The sequence below is a fragment of the Pseudothauera lacus genome (assembly GCF_003034845.1).
Lineage (GTDB): Bacteria > Pseudomonadota > Gammaproteobacteria > Burkholderiales > Rhodocyclaceae > Pseudothauera > Pseudothauera lacus.
The window spans coordinates 112,850-127,541 of record NZ_PZKC01000009.1; the positions used below are offsets into that span (position 1 = coordinate 112,850).

Below are 14,692 nucleotides of genomic sequence, written 5' to 3' on the forward strand. Positions count from 1 at the left end.
CAGCGCTCACTGCGGCCGACAGCCGGCGCGCAGGCCGTTGAGCCAGGCGTCGAGCTGCTGCCTGCCGCCATCGTCGAGATGGCCCCGCATGGCCGCATACCACGCCACAACCTCGTCCTCGCCCATCGCCGCACGCACGAACGGCAGGCTCTTGTCGAAGAACGACTGCAGGAATGGCAGCCGCTGCATGAACAGGAAGGTGTCGTCGGTACTCTGGCTGCACTCATAGAGCTGGCGCAGTTTCACCAGGTAAGGCAATCCGGCCCGCCACTGCGCCGTGCTGGCAAAGGCGGAAAGGATGCTGATCAGCATGTCCGCCCAGGGCACGGCGTTCTCAGCACGATTGAGCGCCTCCGCCGTGACGAACCACTGCTCCCCGCGTGCCACCTCCCCGCACATCACCGCGGTGGTTGCCAGCTGCAGGGCAGTGTGCGCATCAGGGTGGCGCTCAAAGAGCACCCGGTAGGCGTCGTACGCGCGGCTCCACTGCCCCGTGCGTGACAGGCACAGGGCGCTGAGACGCCACGCATCGGCCTGCATTGCAGCGTTGTCGCTGGCCAGCAGGCCTTCCACGCGCAGCAAGGCGCTTTCGAAGGCATCGTTCTCGAAGTCGGCCAGCGCGGTGGCGAACTCGCCCTCCTCCTCGCCCCCGGCGGACGGCTCCGCATCGGCCGACGGGGCCGGAGCACCGAGATGGGCGCTCAGCCGCGCGTAGTCCTCCGCACTCACGCACCAGTCGGCGAGCACTGCGGTGCGCTCGGTGGCGATCCTGCCGTTGTCGCGGCGCTGGTGGGTGAGAACGAAGACGCTGACCCAACGTGCGTCCGGATCCTCCTCGACCGCCGAACATTCGAGCAGGATCGTCCACCAGCACGATGCCGCCGGCGCGCCATGCTCGACGGCCCGCGGATGGGAGAGCAGAAACCCGACCCCCTCCTCGGCGAGGCGCGTGCCAAGCATCGCGGACAAGCCGCCAGCCCACCACAACTCACCGGTGCACGTCTTCTCCGCCCAGCGGTGCGCCGTCTCGCTGTACGGCTCGGTGGCCGCAAGCCGGCTCAGGGAGGCAGGGATGGACAGCAGGAGGAAGGCTTCCACGGCCCACACCGCAGGCAGCCACCCGGCCATGAAGCGCTGTGGGCTGGCCTGCACGGCAACCTCCGCCAGCGCATCGAAAAACACCCACCAGCCATGCGGCCCCGAGCGCACAAGATGCAAGGCCAGCGCCTTGCCATGCTGGAACTCCAGATAGGCAAAGACACACCAGTGCACCCACAGACCGAAGGCTGCAAGCGCCAGCCCGGCCCAGAATGCAAAACGCGGCGAGCGTACATGTCCTCGCCACACGGTCAGCCAGCACACCACACCGGTGAAGACACTGCAGAAGATCAGCCCCAGCACCGCAACCACGGCGGCAGGGCTGTAATGCAGGCACAGCGCGTAGAGGCCCCCACAGAGCGCCACCCCGGGGATACCGACGATCGCCAACTGCCCCAGCACACGCGAGGACACCCGTCCCGACGGACTGTAAACGGAAATCGCAGCAGCGGCAGGTGTCACGGCGCCGGCTCCATGTCCACGCCGCCGAGCAAGGCGGCAAGATCCTGCTGGGCATCATGCAAGGGCATGTCGTCGGCACCCGGAGAGACGCGACGGATCCACACTGCGGCGATGCGCTCGGGGTAGTGGCGCTGCAACCACTCATAGACCTCCGGATCGCGCTCGCCGTCGTCACCGACGAGGATGAAGCGGACCCAGGGCAGGCGCGCGAGGATGTCCTCGATGTGGCGGATCTTGTATGCGAACTGGTCGAACAGGGGCTCGCTGCTGCGGTCATTGGTGACCCGCTTGGTGATCAGCACCCCGGCAGGAAAGCCGTTGCGCGCGACGAAATCGCTGATCGGCTCGTGGAGCTGGCGCGGCGACGCCGACAGGTAGAACAGCGGCGCGCTGGACGGATCGGCATTGGTCGCCAGGGTCTGCGCGTACAGCACCGCCATCCCCGCCACCGCCTCGCGCTGGGCAGCGTTGGCGAGCAGGCTGTTGGCGAGCAGGCGGGCCTTGCGGGTGACCTCGGAGACCAGGATGGTGTCGTCGACGTCGGAGATCAGCCCCAGGGCGTTCTCGCGCGACACCACCAGCAGCGTACCGGCGCCTTCACCCGCGGCGCTGCGCGCACGCACTTCATGCCAGCCCGGCAGCAGCGCCAGCCGCGCATCGACGCGGAAGTAGCCTTCACGGTCACTCCGCGTCTGCAGGCGGTGCCCGCCAAGCTCCACTTCGACGGCCACGCCCTTGCGCTCATCGTTGATCAGCCAGCCGAGGTTGCGGCGCAGGTTGCGCAGCCGGCCGTCGTCGTCGCCGACCTCGGCGTACTCGCGCGTGGCGATCACGCGCCCCTCGACGATGCAGGTGTCGCCATCGCCATACGCCGGATAGAGGACGATGCGGTCGCCCTCGCCGGCAGACAGCGGCAACACTGCGGCGGCCGCCACGGCCAGCAGGGCGGGCGCCAACCAGCGCTTCATCACGCCCCCAGCGCGGCGAGAACGTCCGCGGCGGCCTGCGGACGCGCCACGGCGCGCTGGCACTCGCGCATCGCCGCCAGGCGTCCGGGCTGCTCGATCAGACGTCCGAGCTTGTAGGCCAGTGCGGCTTCATCGACCGCCTTCAGCGCGCAACCGGACTCCAGCAGCATGTCGGCATTGCGCTCTTCCTGACCCGGAATCGGCGACACCACGATCATCGGCAGCTGCATCGCCAGACATTCCGAAGTCGTCAGCCCGCCTGGCTTGGTAATGGCCAGATCGGCTGCCGCCATGACGCGTTCGATGGTGGTGGTGAAGCCCAGCGGCAGGATCTGCCCGGGATAGCGCGCGGCGAGTCTGCCGAGGCGTGCCAGCAGCTCGTCGTTGCGGCCCGCGAGAGCAATGAGCTGCAGCGCCGGAAAGCGCCCCGCGATGACCTCGACCAGGCGCTCCATGCCGCCGACGCCGGCCCCTCCGGCCATCATCAGCACCGTCGTGCGTGCGCCGTCGATACCCAGTTCCGCCGCGGCAACACTGCGCGCGGGCGGCGTGCCGAAACAGGGCATCACCGGAATGCCGGTGACGTGGATGCGCGCCGCCGGCACCCCACGCGCGGCGAGGCGCGCCGCGACCTCCTCGGTGGCCACGCAATAGCCGGCGAGATGGGGATGGATCCACAGGCCATGAACGTCGAAATCGGTCACCACCACCCACACTGGCGGCGTTGGCAGCCCGGCGGCAATCCGCCGCGAGAGCAGCTCGGCGGGGAGAAAATGCGTGCAAACGATGGCATCCGGTGCGGCCGCGGCGATCTCGCCGTCGAGCTTGCGGGTGTTGAGGCGCTCGACATGACGGCGCAGGGCATCGAACCACGACTCGGTGCGCGGATGGTCGGTACGGTCGTAGAGATAGGCCCACAACTGCGGTGCCTTCTCGATCAGCCTGATGTAGCCGCTGCCATAGACCTTGCGGAAGCCCGCCGGCACGAGATCGAGGACGTCGATGTGGGTCGCCGAAACCCCCGCCAGCGGCGCCTGCGCGCAGAGGGCGTGGGCCGCACGCACATGGCCGGCACCGGCGGAGACGCTGAGAACGAGAACACGCATGCTGCAGATCACCGCAGGAAGGAAAGGGAAGCGACAAGGCAGGAAGTCTGTCAGCCGCTCCCGGCAGTGTCAATGTCATGCATATACGTCATACCGCCCCACATTGCCGGTTCCCGGCGCCGGCAATGCCCCGGGACAGGTAACGCTGCGCACGCCACACGGCGACGCCCCCGCATCGATGTACAGCCACCGGCGGGCGCGATTTGCGATAATCACCCATTAACTCACCAGCGATCGTCACGGAGTCCAGATGAATCCCCAGCGCGTTGTCCTTGTAGGCGGGTCCGGCTTCGTCGGCAGCGCCATCGCCAACCGTCTCAGCGCCGCCGGCGTGCGCGTGGTGGTGCCGACACGGCGGCGCAGCCGCAGCGGCCACCTGCTGCTGCTGCCCACCGTCGAGGTGGTGGAGATGGACGTCTTCGACCGCGGCGCCCTCGGCACCCTGGTGGACGGCGCCGACGCCGTGGTCAACCTCGTCGGCGTCCTCCATTCGCGCCCTGGCTCGCCGTGGGGAGCGGACTTCCAGCGCGCCCATGTCGACCTCCCCAAGGCGCTCGTCACCGCCTGCACACTTGCCGGAGTGGCTCGACTGGTGCACATCAGTGCGCTCGGCGCCGATGCCCATGCCCCCTCCGAATACCAGCGCTCCAAGGCTGCCGGCGAAGACGCCATCCGCACTGCCGCGGCGGCGTGGACCATCCTGCGCCCCTCGGTGATCTTCGGTCGCGGCGACAGCTTCCTCAACCTCTTCGCCGATCTCGCCCGCGTATTCCCGGTGCTGCCGCTGGCCGGTGCCGGTACGCGCTTCCAGCCGGTATGGGTTGAGGACGTCGCCGACGTGGTGTGGCGCTGCCTGTGCGAGCGCGACGCCCACGGCCAGGTCTTCGAGCTCGCCGGCCCGCAGTCCTACACCCTGCGCGAGCTCGTCGAATACGTCTCCGAGCTGGTCGGCAAGCCGCGCCCCGTCATCCCGCTGCCGGAGGGTCTGGCAATGCTGCAGGCGCGCCTCATGGAGCTGGCGCCAACGCCGCTGATGAGCCGCGACAATGTCCGCTCGATGCGCGTCGACAACGTCGCCAGTGGCGCGCCACTGCCCTTCGCCATGCAGCCCACGGCGCTCGAAGCGGTGGCGCCGGGCTGGCTTGGCCAGGCCGCCCTGCGCAGCCACTACTACCCCTTCCGCGACCACGCCCGCCGCGCGCGCTGATGCGCTGCTACGTAGTCGGCGGCGCGGTCCGCGACGAACTGCTCGGCCTGCCGGTGAAGGACCGCGACTGGGTGGTGGTCGGCGCCAGCGCCGCGGAGCTCACTGCGCAGGGCTTCCTGCCGGTGGGCAAGGACTTTCCCGTCTTCCTCCATCCCGAGACGCGCGAGGAGTACGCCCTCGCCCGTACCGAGCGCAAGAGCGGGCACGGCTACAAGGGCTTCGTTGTCCACGCCGCACCCGAAGTGACGCTGGAGGAAGACCTGCTGCGCCGCGACCTGACCATCAACGCCATCGCCCGCGACCGCGACGGCACCCTCATCGACCCTTACGGCGGGCAGGCTGATCTCGCCGCGCGCCGCTTCCGCCACGTCAGCCCGGCCTTCGCCGAGGACCCCCTGCGCATCCTCCGCGTGGCCCGCTTCGCGGCCCGTTTCACGACCTTCACGGTAGCCGAGGAAACCCAGGCGCTGATGCGCCGGATGGTCGAGGCGGGCGAGGTCGATCACCTGGTCGCGGAGCGCGTCTGGCAGGAGCTCGCCCGCGGACTGATGGAACAACGCCCGTCACGGATGATCCGCGTACTGCGCCAGTGCGGCGCGCTGGCGCGCCTGCTGCCCGAGCTCGACCGCCTCTTCGGCGTCCCCCAGCCGCCGCGCCACCACCCCGAGATCGATACCGGCGACCACGTCCTGCGCGTCATCGACATCGCTGCCGCCAGCGCCCAGCCGCTGGCGGTACGCTGGGCCTGCCTGCTGCACGACCTCGGCAAGGGCGACACCCCCGCCGGCATCCTGCCCCACCACTATGGTCACGAAGCGCGCAGCGCACGGCGCGCGCGTGAAGTCTCGGAACGTCTCAAGGCCCCTGCGGAATGTCGCGAACTGGCCGAACTGGTCGCCCGCGAGCACGGCATCATCCCGCGCATCGACGAGTTGCGCGCCGAAACGATCGTCAAGATCCTTGAACGCAGCGACGCCCTGCGCCGCCCGCAGCGCTTCGAACAGCTGCTTGCCGCCTGCGCCTGCGACGCCCGTGGCCGCCTCGGCCACGAACAGCAGGACTACCCCGCCACGGCGGCCTGGCTGAACGCGCTGGACCGCGTCCGCAGCGTCGATGCGGGCGCCATCGCGCGCCAGTGCGCAGACCGCAGCGGCATCGCCGCGGCGGTCCACGCCGCCCGCGTGGCAGCCTTAAGGACACTGCCGGGCAAGTGCTGAACAGCGCCACTTGATGCCCGGCGCGTGCTGGCGCACGATGACCCTTTACGGACCCGCCCGCACTGCCATGACCCGCGACCTCTTCCCCCGCACCCCGCGCCTCGACGGCACCGACCCGGAAGCGAAGCGCGCCGAGATCCTGCGCTACTTCCACGCCACCTTCGAGCGCTACGAGTCGCTGTTCGGCCTCCTCGCCGAAGACGAGGCCTATTACCGCAAGCCGATCAGCCTGCGCCACCCGCTGATCTTCTACCTCGGCCATACCGCCACCTTCTTCACCAACAAGTTCGTGCTCGCCGGCCTGCTCGAACAGCGCATCGACCCGAAGCTGGAATCGATGTTCGCGGTCGGTGTGGACGAGATGAGCTGGGACGATCTCGACGACGCCAACTACGACTGGCCGCCGGTGCAGGCCGTGTGGGACTACCGCCGCAAGGTGCGCGCGATGGTCGACCGGGTGATCCGCGAGACCCCGCTGGCGCTGCCCATCGGCTGGGACCATCCCTTCTGGGCGGTGCAGATGGGCATCGAGCACGAACGCATCCACCTGGAAACCTCCTCGGTGCTGATGCGCCAGCACGCGCTGCGCTACGTCCGCCCGCAGGCCGACTGGGCGCCCTGCCGCGAGCACGGCGCGGCGCCGGAAAACACCCTGGTGGACATTCCCGCCGGGCGTGTGCGGCTGGGACGCGGGTTCGACGATCCCTGGTACGGCTGGGACAACGAGTACGGCCGCCACGAGGCCGACATTCCCGCCTTCCGCGCGGCCAAGTACCTGACCAGCAACGCCGAGTTCCTGAGCTTTGTGGACGCCGGCGGCTACACCGACGACAGCCTGTGGGACGAGGAAGGCCTCGCCTGGCGGCGCTACGCGCGCGCCGGGCATCCCACTTTCTGGGTGCCCGACGGCGCCGGCTGGCGGCTGCGCCTGGTGGCCGAGGAAGTGCCCATGCCGTGGGACTGGCCGGTGGAGACCAACTGCCACGAGGCGCGCGCCTTCTGCCGCTGGAAAGCACGCCAGAGCGGCCTGCCGGTGCGCCTGCCGGGCGAGGACGAGTGGCACCGCCTGTACAACCACGCCGGCCTCGCCGACCTACCGCCCGACGCCCCGGCCGCGGCCAACCTGCATCTCGACCACTGGGCCTCGTCCTGCCCGGTGACCCGCTTTGCCCACGGCGAGCTGTTCGACGTGGTGGGCAACGTCTGGCAGTGGTGCGAGACCCCCACCTACCCCTTCGACGGCTTCCGCGTGCACCCGCTGTACGACGACTTCACCACCCCCACCTTCGACAACCGCCACAACATGATCAAGGGCGGGGCGTGGATCTCCGCCGGCAACGAGGCGCGCCACCTGTCGCGCTACGCCTTCCGCCGCCACTTCTTCCAGCACGCGGGTTTCCGCTACATCGTCAGCGACGCGCCGGTGGAGCAGCCCGGCTCGCTCTACGAGACCGACACCCTGCTCGCACAGTACGCCGAGTTCCACTACGGCGACGAGTACTTCGGCGTGCCCAACTTCCCGCAGGCGGTGGCGCGCATCGCCATCGACGCCTTCGAGCGCCACCATGGTGGCAGGGCCGGGCGCGCGCTCGACCTCGGTTGTGCGACCGGGCGGGCGAGCTTCGAACTGGCGCGCCGCTTCGACGAGGTCGAAGGGGTGGACTTCTCTGCGCGCTTCATCAACGCCGGCGTGCACCTCAAGGAGCACGGCGTGCTGCGCTACACCCTCCCCGACGAAGGCGAGCTGGTGTTCTACCTGGAACGCCGGCTGGATGCGCTGGACCTGAACGAAGTTGCTCCCAAGGTGGCCTTCTGGCAGGGCGACGCCTGCAACCTGAAGCCGGTGTTCGCCGGCTACGACCTCATCCTCGCCGTCAACCTGATCGACCGCCTGTACGCCCCGCGCCGCTTCCTCAGCCAGGTGCATCAACGCCTCAACCCGGGTGGACTGCTGGTGCTGGCCTCGCCCTGTACCTGGCTGGAAGAACACACCAAGCGGGAAGAGTGGGTGGGCGGGTTCAAGAAGGACGGTGAGTCATACACCACGCTGGACGGCCTGAAGGACGCGCTGGGCGCGCACTTCGAGCTGGTCGAGGGTCCGCTTGAGGTGCCTTTCGTCATCCGCGAAACGCGGCGCAAGTTCCAGCACACGCTGTCTGAACTGACCGTGTGGCGGCGGCGGGATTGAGACGGCAGCGGCTCTGGACACGGGCCACGCCCGGATTCGGCGGATTCGTCGACGCGTAACGGTCCGGGGTGGCCTGGAGCGGGGTGTGGGCAGCGGCGATTTCGGCACGCATGAGGCGCCGGCCGCGTACCTCGCACGGCCGCCACGAACCCGCGCCCCCCAGCGACCCGCATCGCGGGCAAGCCAGCGCCTACCGCAAGCGCAACCCCACCCCCGCGACCGACAGGCGGCGCGCCGTCCACCCCTTGAAGCTCTCCAGCAGCGACAGCAGGGCGGGGATGAAGAACAGCACCAGCACCGCAGAGAAGGCCAGCCCGAAGGCGATCGAGGTCGCCATCGGGATGAGGAACTGGGCCTGCAGCGAGGATTCGAAGAGCAGCGGGGTGAGACCGCCAATGGTGGTCAGCGAGGTCAGCAGCACGGCGCGCAGGCGGCCACAGGAAGCGCCCACCAGAGCCTCGTCGAGTGCGGCGCCCTTGTGGCGCAACTCCTTGAACAGGGTAACCAGGATGATGGAGTTGTTGACCACGATGCCAGCGAGCGCGAAGAGACCGAACATCGACAGGATGGTGAGGTTGATACCCATCACCCAGTGGCCGAAGATGGCCCCCGCCAGTCCCAGGGGGATGGCGGCCATGACCACCAGCGGCCAGCTCCACGACGCGAACGACCACACCAGGACGAGGTAGATCAGCGCCAGACCGAGCACCAGCCCGGCCTGCATGTCGGCCATCGTTTCGCGCTGATCGGCAGCGCGCCCCTCGAAGCTGTAGGCCACGCCGTAGCGCTGGGCAAGCGCGGGCAGGACCTCACGCGCGAGTTCGGCGCGAATGGCGTTGGCGTCGTGGCGGGCGGTATCGATCTCGCCGCTGACTTCCACCGCCAGACGGCCGTCGGCATGGCGCAGGGCCTCGAAGCCGCGTCGCGACTCCCAGCTCACCACCGTGCCGAGGGGCACGAACTCGCCATTGGGGGCGCGGATCACCAGGCGCTCGAAAACGTCGAGGCGGCTGCGTTCCTCGCGCGGCAGCAGCACGCGCACTTCCAGCTCGTCGCGACCGACCTGCACCAGCTGTGCCAGATGGCCGTCGAAGGCGGCGCGCAACTGGCCGCCGAGTGACTCGGTGGTCAGCCCCAGGGCCTCGCCCGCGGGGGTGAGACGGTAGATGAGCTGTTCGCGGCCGAAGGGCATGTCATCCTCGGTGTCGGTGACACCGGGAATGGCACGCAGGGTCTCGGCCAGCGCCAGCGCCGCGGCCTTCAGCGCCTCGGCGTCGTCGCCGGCCAGGCGCACGGTCAGGTCGCGCCCCGGCGGGCCGGACTGGCGCACGGTCAGGGTGAGCCCTTCAAGGCCGCTGGTGGGGGGCAGCTTGGCCCGCCAGGCGGCAAGGAAGTGCTCGTTGCGCACGTCGCGGAAGTCCGGCGGCACCAGTTCGACCACCATCGAGGCGAGTTGGTCGCCGCTGGCGCCGCCACCGCCGGCGCCCAGGGTGCCGCCGAGGCGGGTCAGCGCCGTCTGCACCAGAGCGCCACCGAGTTCGCTTTCGGCCTCGTAGAGGGCACGCTCCATCGCCGCCAGATAGGCCGCGGTGTGCTCGCGCGGGGTGCCGGCGACGAAGGTGGCGTTGGCGTACAGCACCTGCCCTTCCGGCGTGGGGAAGAAGGTGAAGCCGATGCGCCCGCCGGCAAGCAGGCCGACGGCAAGAATCATCACCGCCGCAGTGATCGCCACCGTGGTGCCGCGCCAGGCCAGCGCCAGCGTCACCAGCGGGCGGAAACGCTGCTCGCGGAAGCGCTCGAAGGCCTCGTCGAGGCGCTGACGCAGCGCCGAGGTCTGACGCGCGGCAGCGCCGGAGAGCGCCCCCTTGAGATGGGCGGGGAGGATCAGGAAGCTCTCCAGCAGCGCCGCGCTGACCACCATGATCATCACGAAGGGGATGTCGCCGAGGATGTTGCCGATCACCCCGCCGACCATCATCAGCGGCACGAAGGCGGCGATGGTGGTCAGCGAAGCCGCCACCACCGGCCAGAACATCCGCCGCGCGCCGCCCAGCGCGGCCTGTTCCGGCCCCTCACCCATGCGGCGGTGGGTATCGGCATCCTCACTGACGACGATGGCGTCGTCGACGATGATGCCCAGCGCCATGATCAGCGCGAACAGGCTCATCATGTTGATGCTGCCGCCGAACACCAGCATCAGCCCGAGGGTGGCGAGAAAGGCGGTGGGGATGCCGACCATCACCCAGAAGGCCACGCGCGCAGGCAGGAAGAGGTAGAGCACGGCGACCACCAGCAGCAGGCCGGAGAGGCCGTTCTTGATGAGCAGCTCGATGCGGTCGCGGATCAGCTCCCACTGGGTGTCATAGACCTCCAGCGTGATGCTCGGCGGCAAGGTCGGGCGGGTGCGCTCCAGCCAGCCCTCGAGCACCTTCGCGGCCCTCAGCGAATGGCCCGTTTCGGCACGCTGGAGGATCATCTCCACTACCGCGTCACCGCGCTCGGCGAGCGCCAGGCTGCCCGGGCGCGGTTCGCGGACGATGTGTGCGACCTCGCCCAGCCGCACCAGGCCCTGGGCATCGCTGAGCAGGGGAAGGACGGCAAAACCGTCGCTGTCGCGGCGCTGTTCGAGGCCGCGGATCTCGCGTGCTCCGTCGGCCTCGCCGGCCACCCCGGCAGGCACGTCGCGGGCCAGCCCGGCGATCCGCTCGCCGGCCTCGACCAGCGACAGACCGAGCGTTTCCAGCGCCGCGGAGGGAATCTCGATGGCGATGCGTTCGTCGGGCAGGCCGCTGAGAGTGACGCGGTCGACCCCGGCGGCGAGCAGTTCGCGCTCGAACTGACGCACCCACGGGCGCAGCGCATCGACGCTGTCGCCGCGCACCAGCACCCGCGCGATCGGCTCGTAGCGCGACACCCGGCTGACCTGCGGGGTCTCGGCGTCGCGCGGCAGGTTGCGGAACTCGTCGACACGCTGGCGCACCTGGTCGAGAGCAAGCAGCGGGTCGGTACCTTCGACCAGCTCGACGGTGATGCTGGCAATGCCCTGGGCAGAGGTGGAGGTGAGCTTCTTCAGGCCGTCGACGGTCTTCAGACGCTCCTCCAGCGGGGTGGTGATGCCGGCCTCGACATCCTCGGCGGCAGCCCCGCTCCACACCACCCGCACGCTGATGATGTCGAGCTCGAAGCTGGGGAAGAACTGCACGTTCATCCGCGTCACGCCGATCACGCCGACAACGAAGGCGAGCAGCATCAGCACGTTGGCCGCCACGCGATGGCGGATCAGCAGTTGCAGGGTGCCGGATCTCATTGCGCGCCCACCGCGCCACCAACCACTTCCACCGCCAGGCCGTCGATGGCATTGGGCAGGTGGGTGCTCATTACCGTCTCCCCGGCGCTCAATCCGGCCGCACGGACCAGCACGCTCACCGACCCGCCGTCACGGCGCTCGCCGACGCGGTGCACACGCACGCTGACAAGGCGGCCATCGCGCACCGCGTAAATGCGGTCGCCGCCGTGGACGGCAGTCGGCGGCAGCGCATACACGCCGTCCGCTGCCGGACGTTCGAGCACGGCATTGACGAAGGCACCCACCGGCACCTGTGCCGGCGCCTCGACGCGCAGCAGCACGTCCACACCGCGCGCATCGGCCTCGCCGGAAATGCGCTCCAGTGTTGCCTGAAGGGGGCTGGCGCCGAAATCGGCGCTGGCCTGCAGACGTTCGCCGGCAGCCAGCGCCGCGCGCAGTTCCTCCGCATGCACCACCGGCACGCGCGCGCGCAGGTAGAGGGCATCGGAGGAGTACAGGGTCAGCAGGGTCTGTCCGGCCTGCACCTGATCGCCGGCAGCGACCTCGACGCGGCCAATGCGCGCCGCAAACGGTGCGCTGAGTTCGCCACGCTGGGCGTCGCGCTCGGCCTCGGCGAGTTTGGCGCGCAGTTGCGCCAGGCGCGCCGGATGTTCGGCGATGGCCTGTTCGCGCTGGGTCAGGGTAAGGCGGACGCGGGCGAGTTCCTCACGGGCCTGGTCATAGGCCGCCTCGGCGCTGAAGCGCGCCTCGCGCAGGCGCTCGAAACGCGCCACCTTGGCCTCCGCCAGTTCGAGCAGGGCCCGCTCCTGCACCACCGCGGCAAGATCGCCTTGCTGGCGCACGCGCTCGCGTTCGAGATCGGCGCGGGCCTGATCGACGCGCGGCTGCAGATCGCGCGGATCGAGGCGGGCAAGTACTGCGCCGGCATCGACGCGCTCGCCGTCGCGCACGCGCAGTTCAAGCACGCGGGCGCTCACCGGGGCCGCGGCGCGCACCTGGTCGGGGGCCTCGATGCGGCCATAGAGGGTCAGCGTGGGGCGGGCGCTGAGCGGGGTGACCACCTCGGCAGCGACCCGCCAGACGCGTTCGCGCGCCTCCACCGGCGGCGCTACCGGGCGGGAGGCCTTGAGCACCATGAAGCCCGCCACCGCGAGCACGAGTACCGCCACCGCCACCAGACGCCGCCGCATGTTCATTCCGTATCCAGATTATCAGCAAGTGCTTATTCTACTCCGCCTGCAGCCAGCGCCTGCCCTCTGCGGACAGCCCGTACAGCCGCCAGCCGCCCTCGCCAATGGCGCACAGGCCATAGCGGAAAGGCTGGCGCTGGCGTTGCGGAATGTCGAAACGCAGGTCGCGGAAGCCGGCGCACTGCAGCCCATCCGGGCGATCGATCTCGACATGGTCGAGCACCGGGAACATCGAGAACCAGCGGAAGAACGCAAACGACTCGCTCTGCCAGACCTGTTGCGCCAGTACCGCCGCCTCTTCACTGCCGAACCGCGGCAGGCGTTGCCACTGTGCCAGATGCAGGGGCAGATAGGGTGCCGAGAAGCGCCGGATGAAGTGATCGTCCGGGCGCACATGGAGGACTTCGCTGCGCCGGGTGTTGAGGTGCGCGAAGTGGTAGTCGCTGCCGTCGAAAACCACCACCGTCCAGTTGAACGGCGAAGCTGGCCGCGGGGCGGCGTCGATGGCCCGCAGCTCGACGCCGTGTGCGGCGGCATATGCCCGGCCGGCGGCGATGGCCTCGCTGCGCCCCATCCAGCCCACGCCCACCCACACCACCACCCCGGCCAGTGCCAGCGCCGCCGGCACGCGGCTGCGCCGCCACAGCAGGCTGGCAAGCAGGCCGGCGAGGAGGATGGAGGACAGCACCAGGTCGATGATGAAGGTGGTCCCCAGACCGAAGCGCCAGTCGGAAAAGGGCGCCAGCATCATGGTGCCGAACTGGGTGATGAAGTCCCCGGCAATGTGGATCAGCACCCCGCCCAGGGCCACACCGTAGAATCCCTGCCAGCGCGGCGCGGCGGTGCTGCGGGCGGCAAGGCGCGCCATCAGCCAGGCCAGCAGCAGCGCCCACAGCGGGGCCATCAGCAGCGAATGGGTGATGCCGCGATGACCGCGCAGATAGGCGATCTCGGAAACGTAGCCGAGCACGAAGTCGATGTCGGGAAAGGCCGCCGCCGCGGCCCCGGCCAGCACGGCCTGCGCCACCGGCAGCACGGGCGGCTGCCCGGGGCGGGCGGGGCGCGCCAGCACGCGGCCGAGCACGGCGCCGGAGAGGGCATGGGTCAGGGTATCCACGGGGCCTTGGAGCAGATTGTCAAAAGTTCGTTCAGCGGCACCACGGAATTCATGCCAGGGGTATGATCAGCACTCACGTGTCGCCTCATGCCATGGACCAACACCGATGAACCGCAGCCTCTTCTTCCCCGCCCTCGTCGTCGCCGCCGCCGTCGCCCTCGCCGGCTGGTGGGTCGGCCAGGGCATCGAACGTTTCCGCATGGCCGACCGCTCGGTGACCGTCAAGGGCCTGGCGGAGATGAACGTGGTCAGCGACTTCGCCGTGTGGACGGTAGGCTTCCGGCGTGCCGGCAACGAGTTCGGCGAGGTCCAGCGCGCCCTCAGCGCCGACCGCGAACGCGTCGTCGCCTTCCTGCGCGAGACCGGCTTCAGCGACGAGGAACTGGAGGTGCGTGCCCTTCAGGTGCAGGACCTGTATGCCCGCGAATGGGGCTCCGGCAATGTCGCCCTGCGCTTCAACGGCCAGGGCCAGGTGGTGGTGCGCTCGGCGCGTGTCGATGCCGTCGCCGCCGCAGCGGCGGGCGTCGACCCGCTGATCGCCGCCGGCGTGCAGCTCTCCGGCGACGACGGCATGGGCGGCGCACCGCAGTTCCAGCTGCGCGGCTTCAACGATGTCAAGCCGCTGCTGCTCGCCGAGGCCACGGCCAACGCCCGCGAGCAGGCCGAGCGCTTCGCCGCCGACGCCGGCGCCGCCCTCGGCGCCCTGAAGAGCGCCAACCAGGGCGTGATCAGCGTCAGCGACGACGACGGCAGCGACTACGGCGGCAGCGGTCGCAGCATCGGCAAGCGCCTGCGCGTGGTCAGCACCTTCGAGTACTACCTGCGCTGACAC

Annotated in this window: 10 protein-coding genes; 4 read left to right on the forward strand and 6 right to left on the reverse strand. The window is 69.7% G+C overall.

What is annotated here, in order from left to right:
- Positions 1-6: 6 nt before the first annotated feature.
- From C8261_RS11905 to C8261_RS11915, 3 genes are read right to left on the reverse strand one after another with little or no spacing between them, the layout of a single operon-like run.
- Positions 7-1,560, reverse strand: coding sequence for a hypothetical protein (locus C8261_RS11905; protein WP_146161678.1), 1,554 nt, complete (start codon positions 1,558-1,560; stop codon positions 7-9).
- Positions 1,557-2,528 (reverse strand): phosphatase domain-containing protein, encoded by a 972-nt coding sequence (locus C8261_RS11910; protein ID WP_107493943.1) that lies wholly within the window; start codon positions 2,526-2,528, stop codon positions 1,557-1,559. Before C8261_RS11910 ends, C8261_RS11905 begins: the two co-directional genes overlap by 4 nt.
- Entirely contained in the window at positions 2,528-3,634 is a 1,107-nt protein-coding gene (locus tag C8261_RS11915) for an MGDG synthase family glycosyltransferase (RefSeq protein ID WP_107493944.1), read from the reverse strand. Before C8261_RS11915 ends, C8261_RS11910 begins: the two co-directional genes overlap by 1 nt.
- A gap of 250 nt (positions 3,635-3,884) precedes the next feature.
- On the opposite strand from C8261_RS11915, the gene C8261_RS11920 reads away from it, so the two are divergent.
- The 3 genes from C8261_RS11920 to ovoA all read left to right on the forward strand — a co-directional run bounded on the left by C8261_RS11920 (position 3,885) and on the right by ovoA (position 8,246).
- A complete protein-coding gene (locus C8261_RS11920; RefSeq protein WP_107493945.1) occupies positions 3,885-4,841 on the forward strand; it encodes a complex I NDUFA9 subunit family protein in 957 nt (318 codons plus the stop codon).
- On the forward strand, positions 4,841-6,058 hold the full coding sequence (locus C8261_RS11925) for a multifunctional CCA addition/repair protein (protein WP_107493946.1): 1,218 nt from the start codon (positions 4,841-4,843) through the stop codon (positions 6,056-6,058). Before C8261_RS11920 ends, C8261_RS11925 begins: the two co-directional genes overlap by 1 nt.
- Positions 6,059-6,125: 67 nt before the next feature.
- Positions 6,126-8,246 (forward strand): 5-histidylcysteine sulfoxide synthase, encoded by a 2,121-nt coding sequence (ovoA, locus tag C8261_RS11930; protein WP_107493947.1) that lies wholly within the window; start codon positions 6,126-6,128, stop codon positions 8,244-8,246.
- Positions 8,247-8,436: 190 nt separating this feature from the next.
- Here the strand turns inward: ovoA and C8261_RS11935 are convergent, their stop codons facing one another.
- From C8261_RS11935 to C8261_RS11945, 3 genes are read right to left on the reverse strand one after another with little or no spacing between them, the layout of a single operon-like run.
- Positions 8,437-11,553 carry an efflux RND transporter permease subunit gene (locus C8261_RS11935; protein WP_107493948.1) on the reverse strand — a complete coding sequence of 1,039 codons (3,117 nt, stop codon included), beginning with the start codon at positions 11,551-11,553 and terminating at the stop codon, positions 8,437-8,439.
- Entirely contained in the window at positions 11,550-12,749 is a 1,200-nt protein-coding gene (locus tag C8261_RS11940) for an efflux RND transporter periplasmic adaptor subunit (protein ID WP_235864910.1), read from the reverse strand. The genes C8261_RS11935 and C8261_RS11940 overlap by 4 nt, the downstream gene beginning before the upstream one ends.
- Before the next feature lie 31 nt (positions 12,750-12,780).
- Positions 12,781-13,860, reverse strand: coding sequence for a metal-dependent hydrolase (locus C8261_RS11945; protein ID WP_107493949.1), 1,080 nt, complete (start codon positions 13,858-13,860; stop codon positions 12,781-12,783).
- A 106-nt stretch (positions 13,861-13,966) separates the two neighbouring features.
- On the opposite strand from C8261_RS11945, the gene C8261_RS11950 reads away from it, so the two are divergent.
- Positions 13,967-14,689, forward strand: a complete 723-nt coding sequence (locus tag C8261_RS11950) for an SIMPL domain-containing protein (RefSeq protein WP_107493950.1) — start codon at positions 13,967-13,969, stop codon at positions 14,687-14,689.
- Positions 14,690-14,692: the final 3 nt, after the last annotated feature.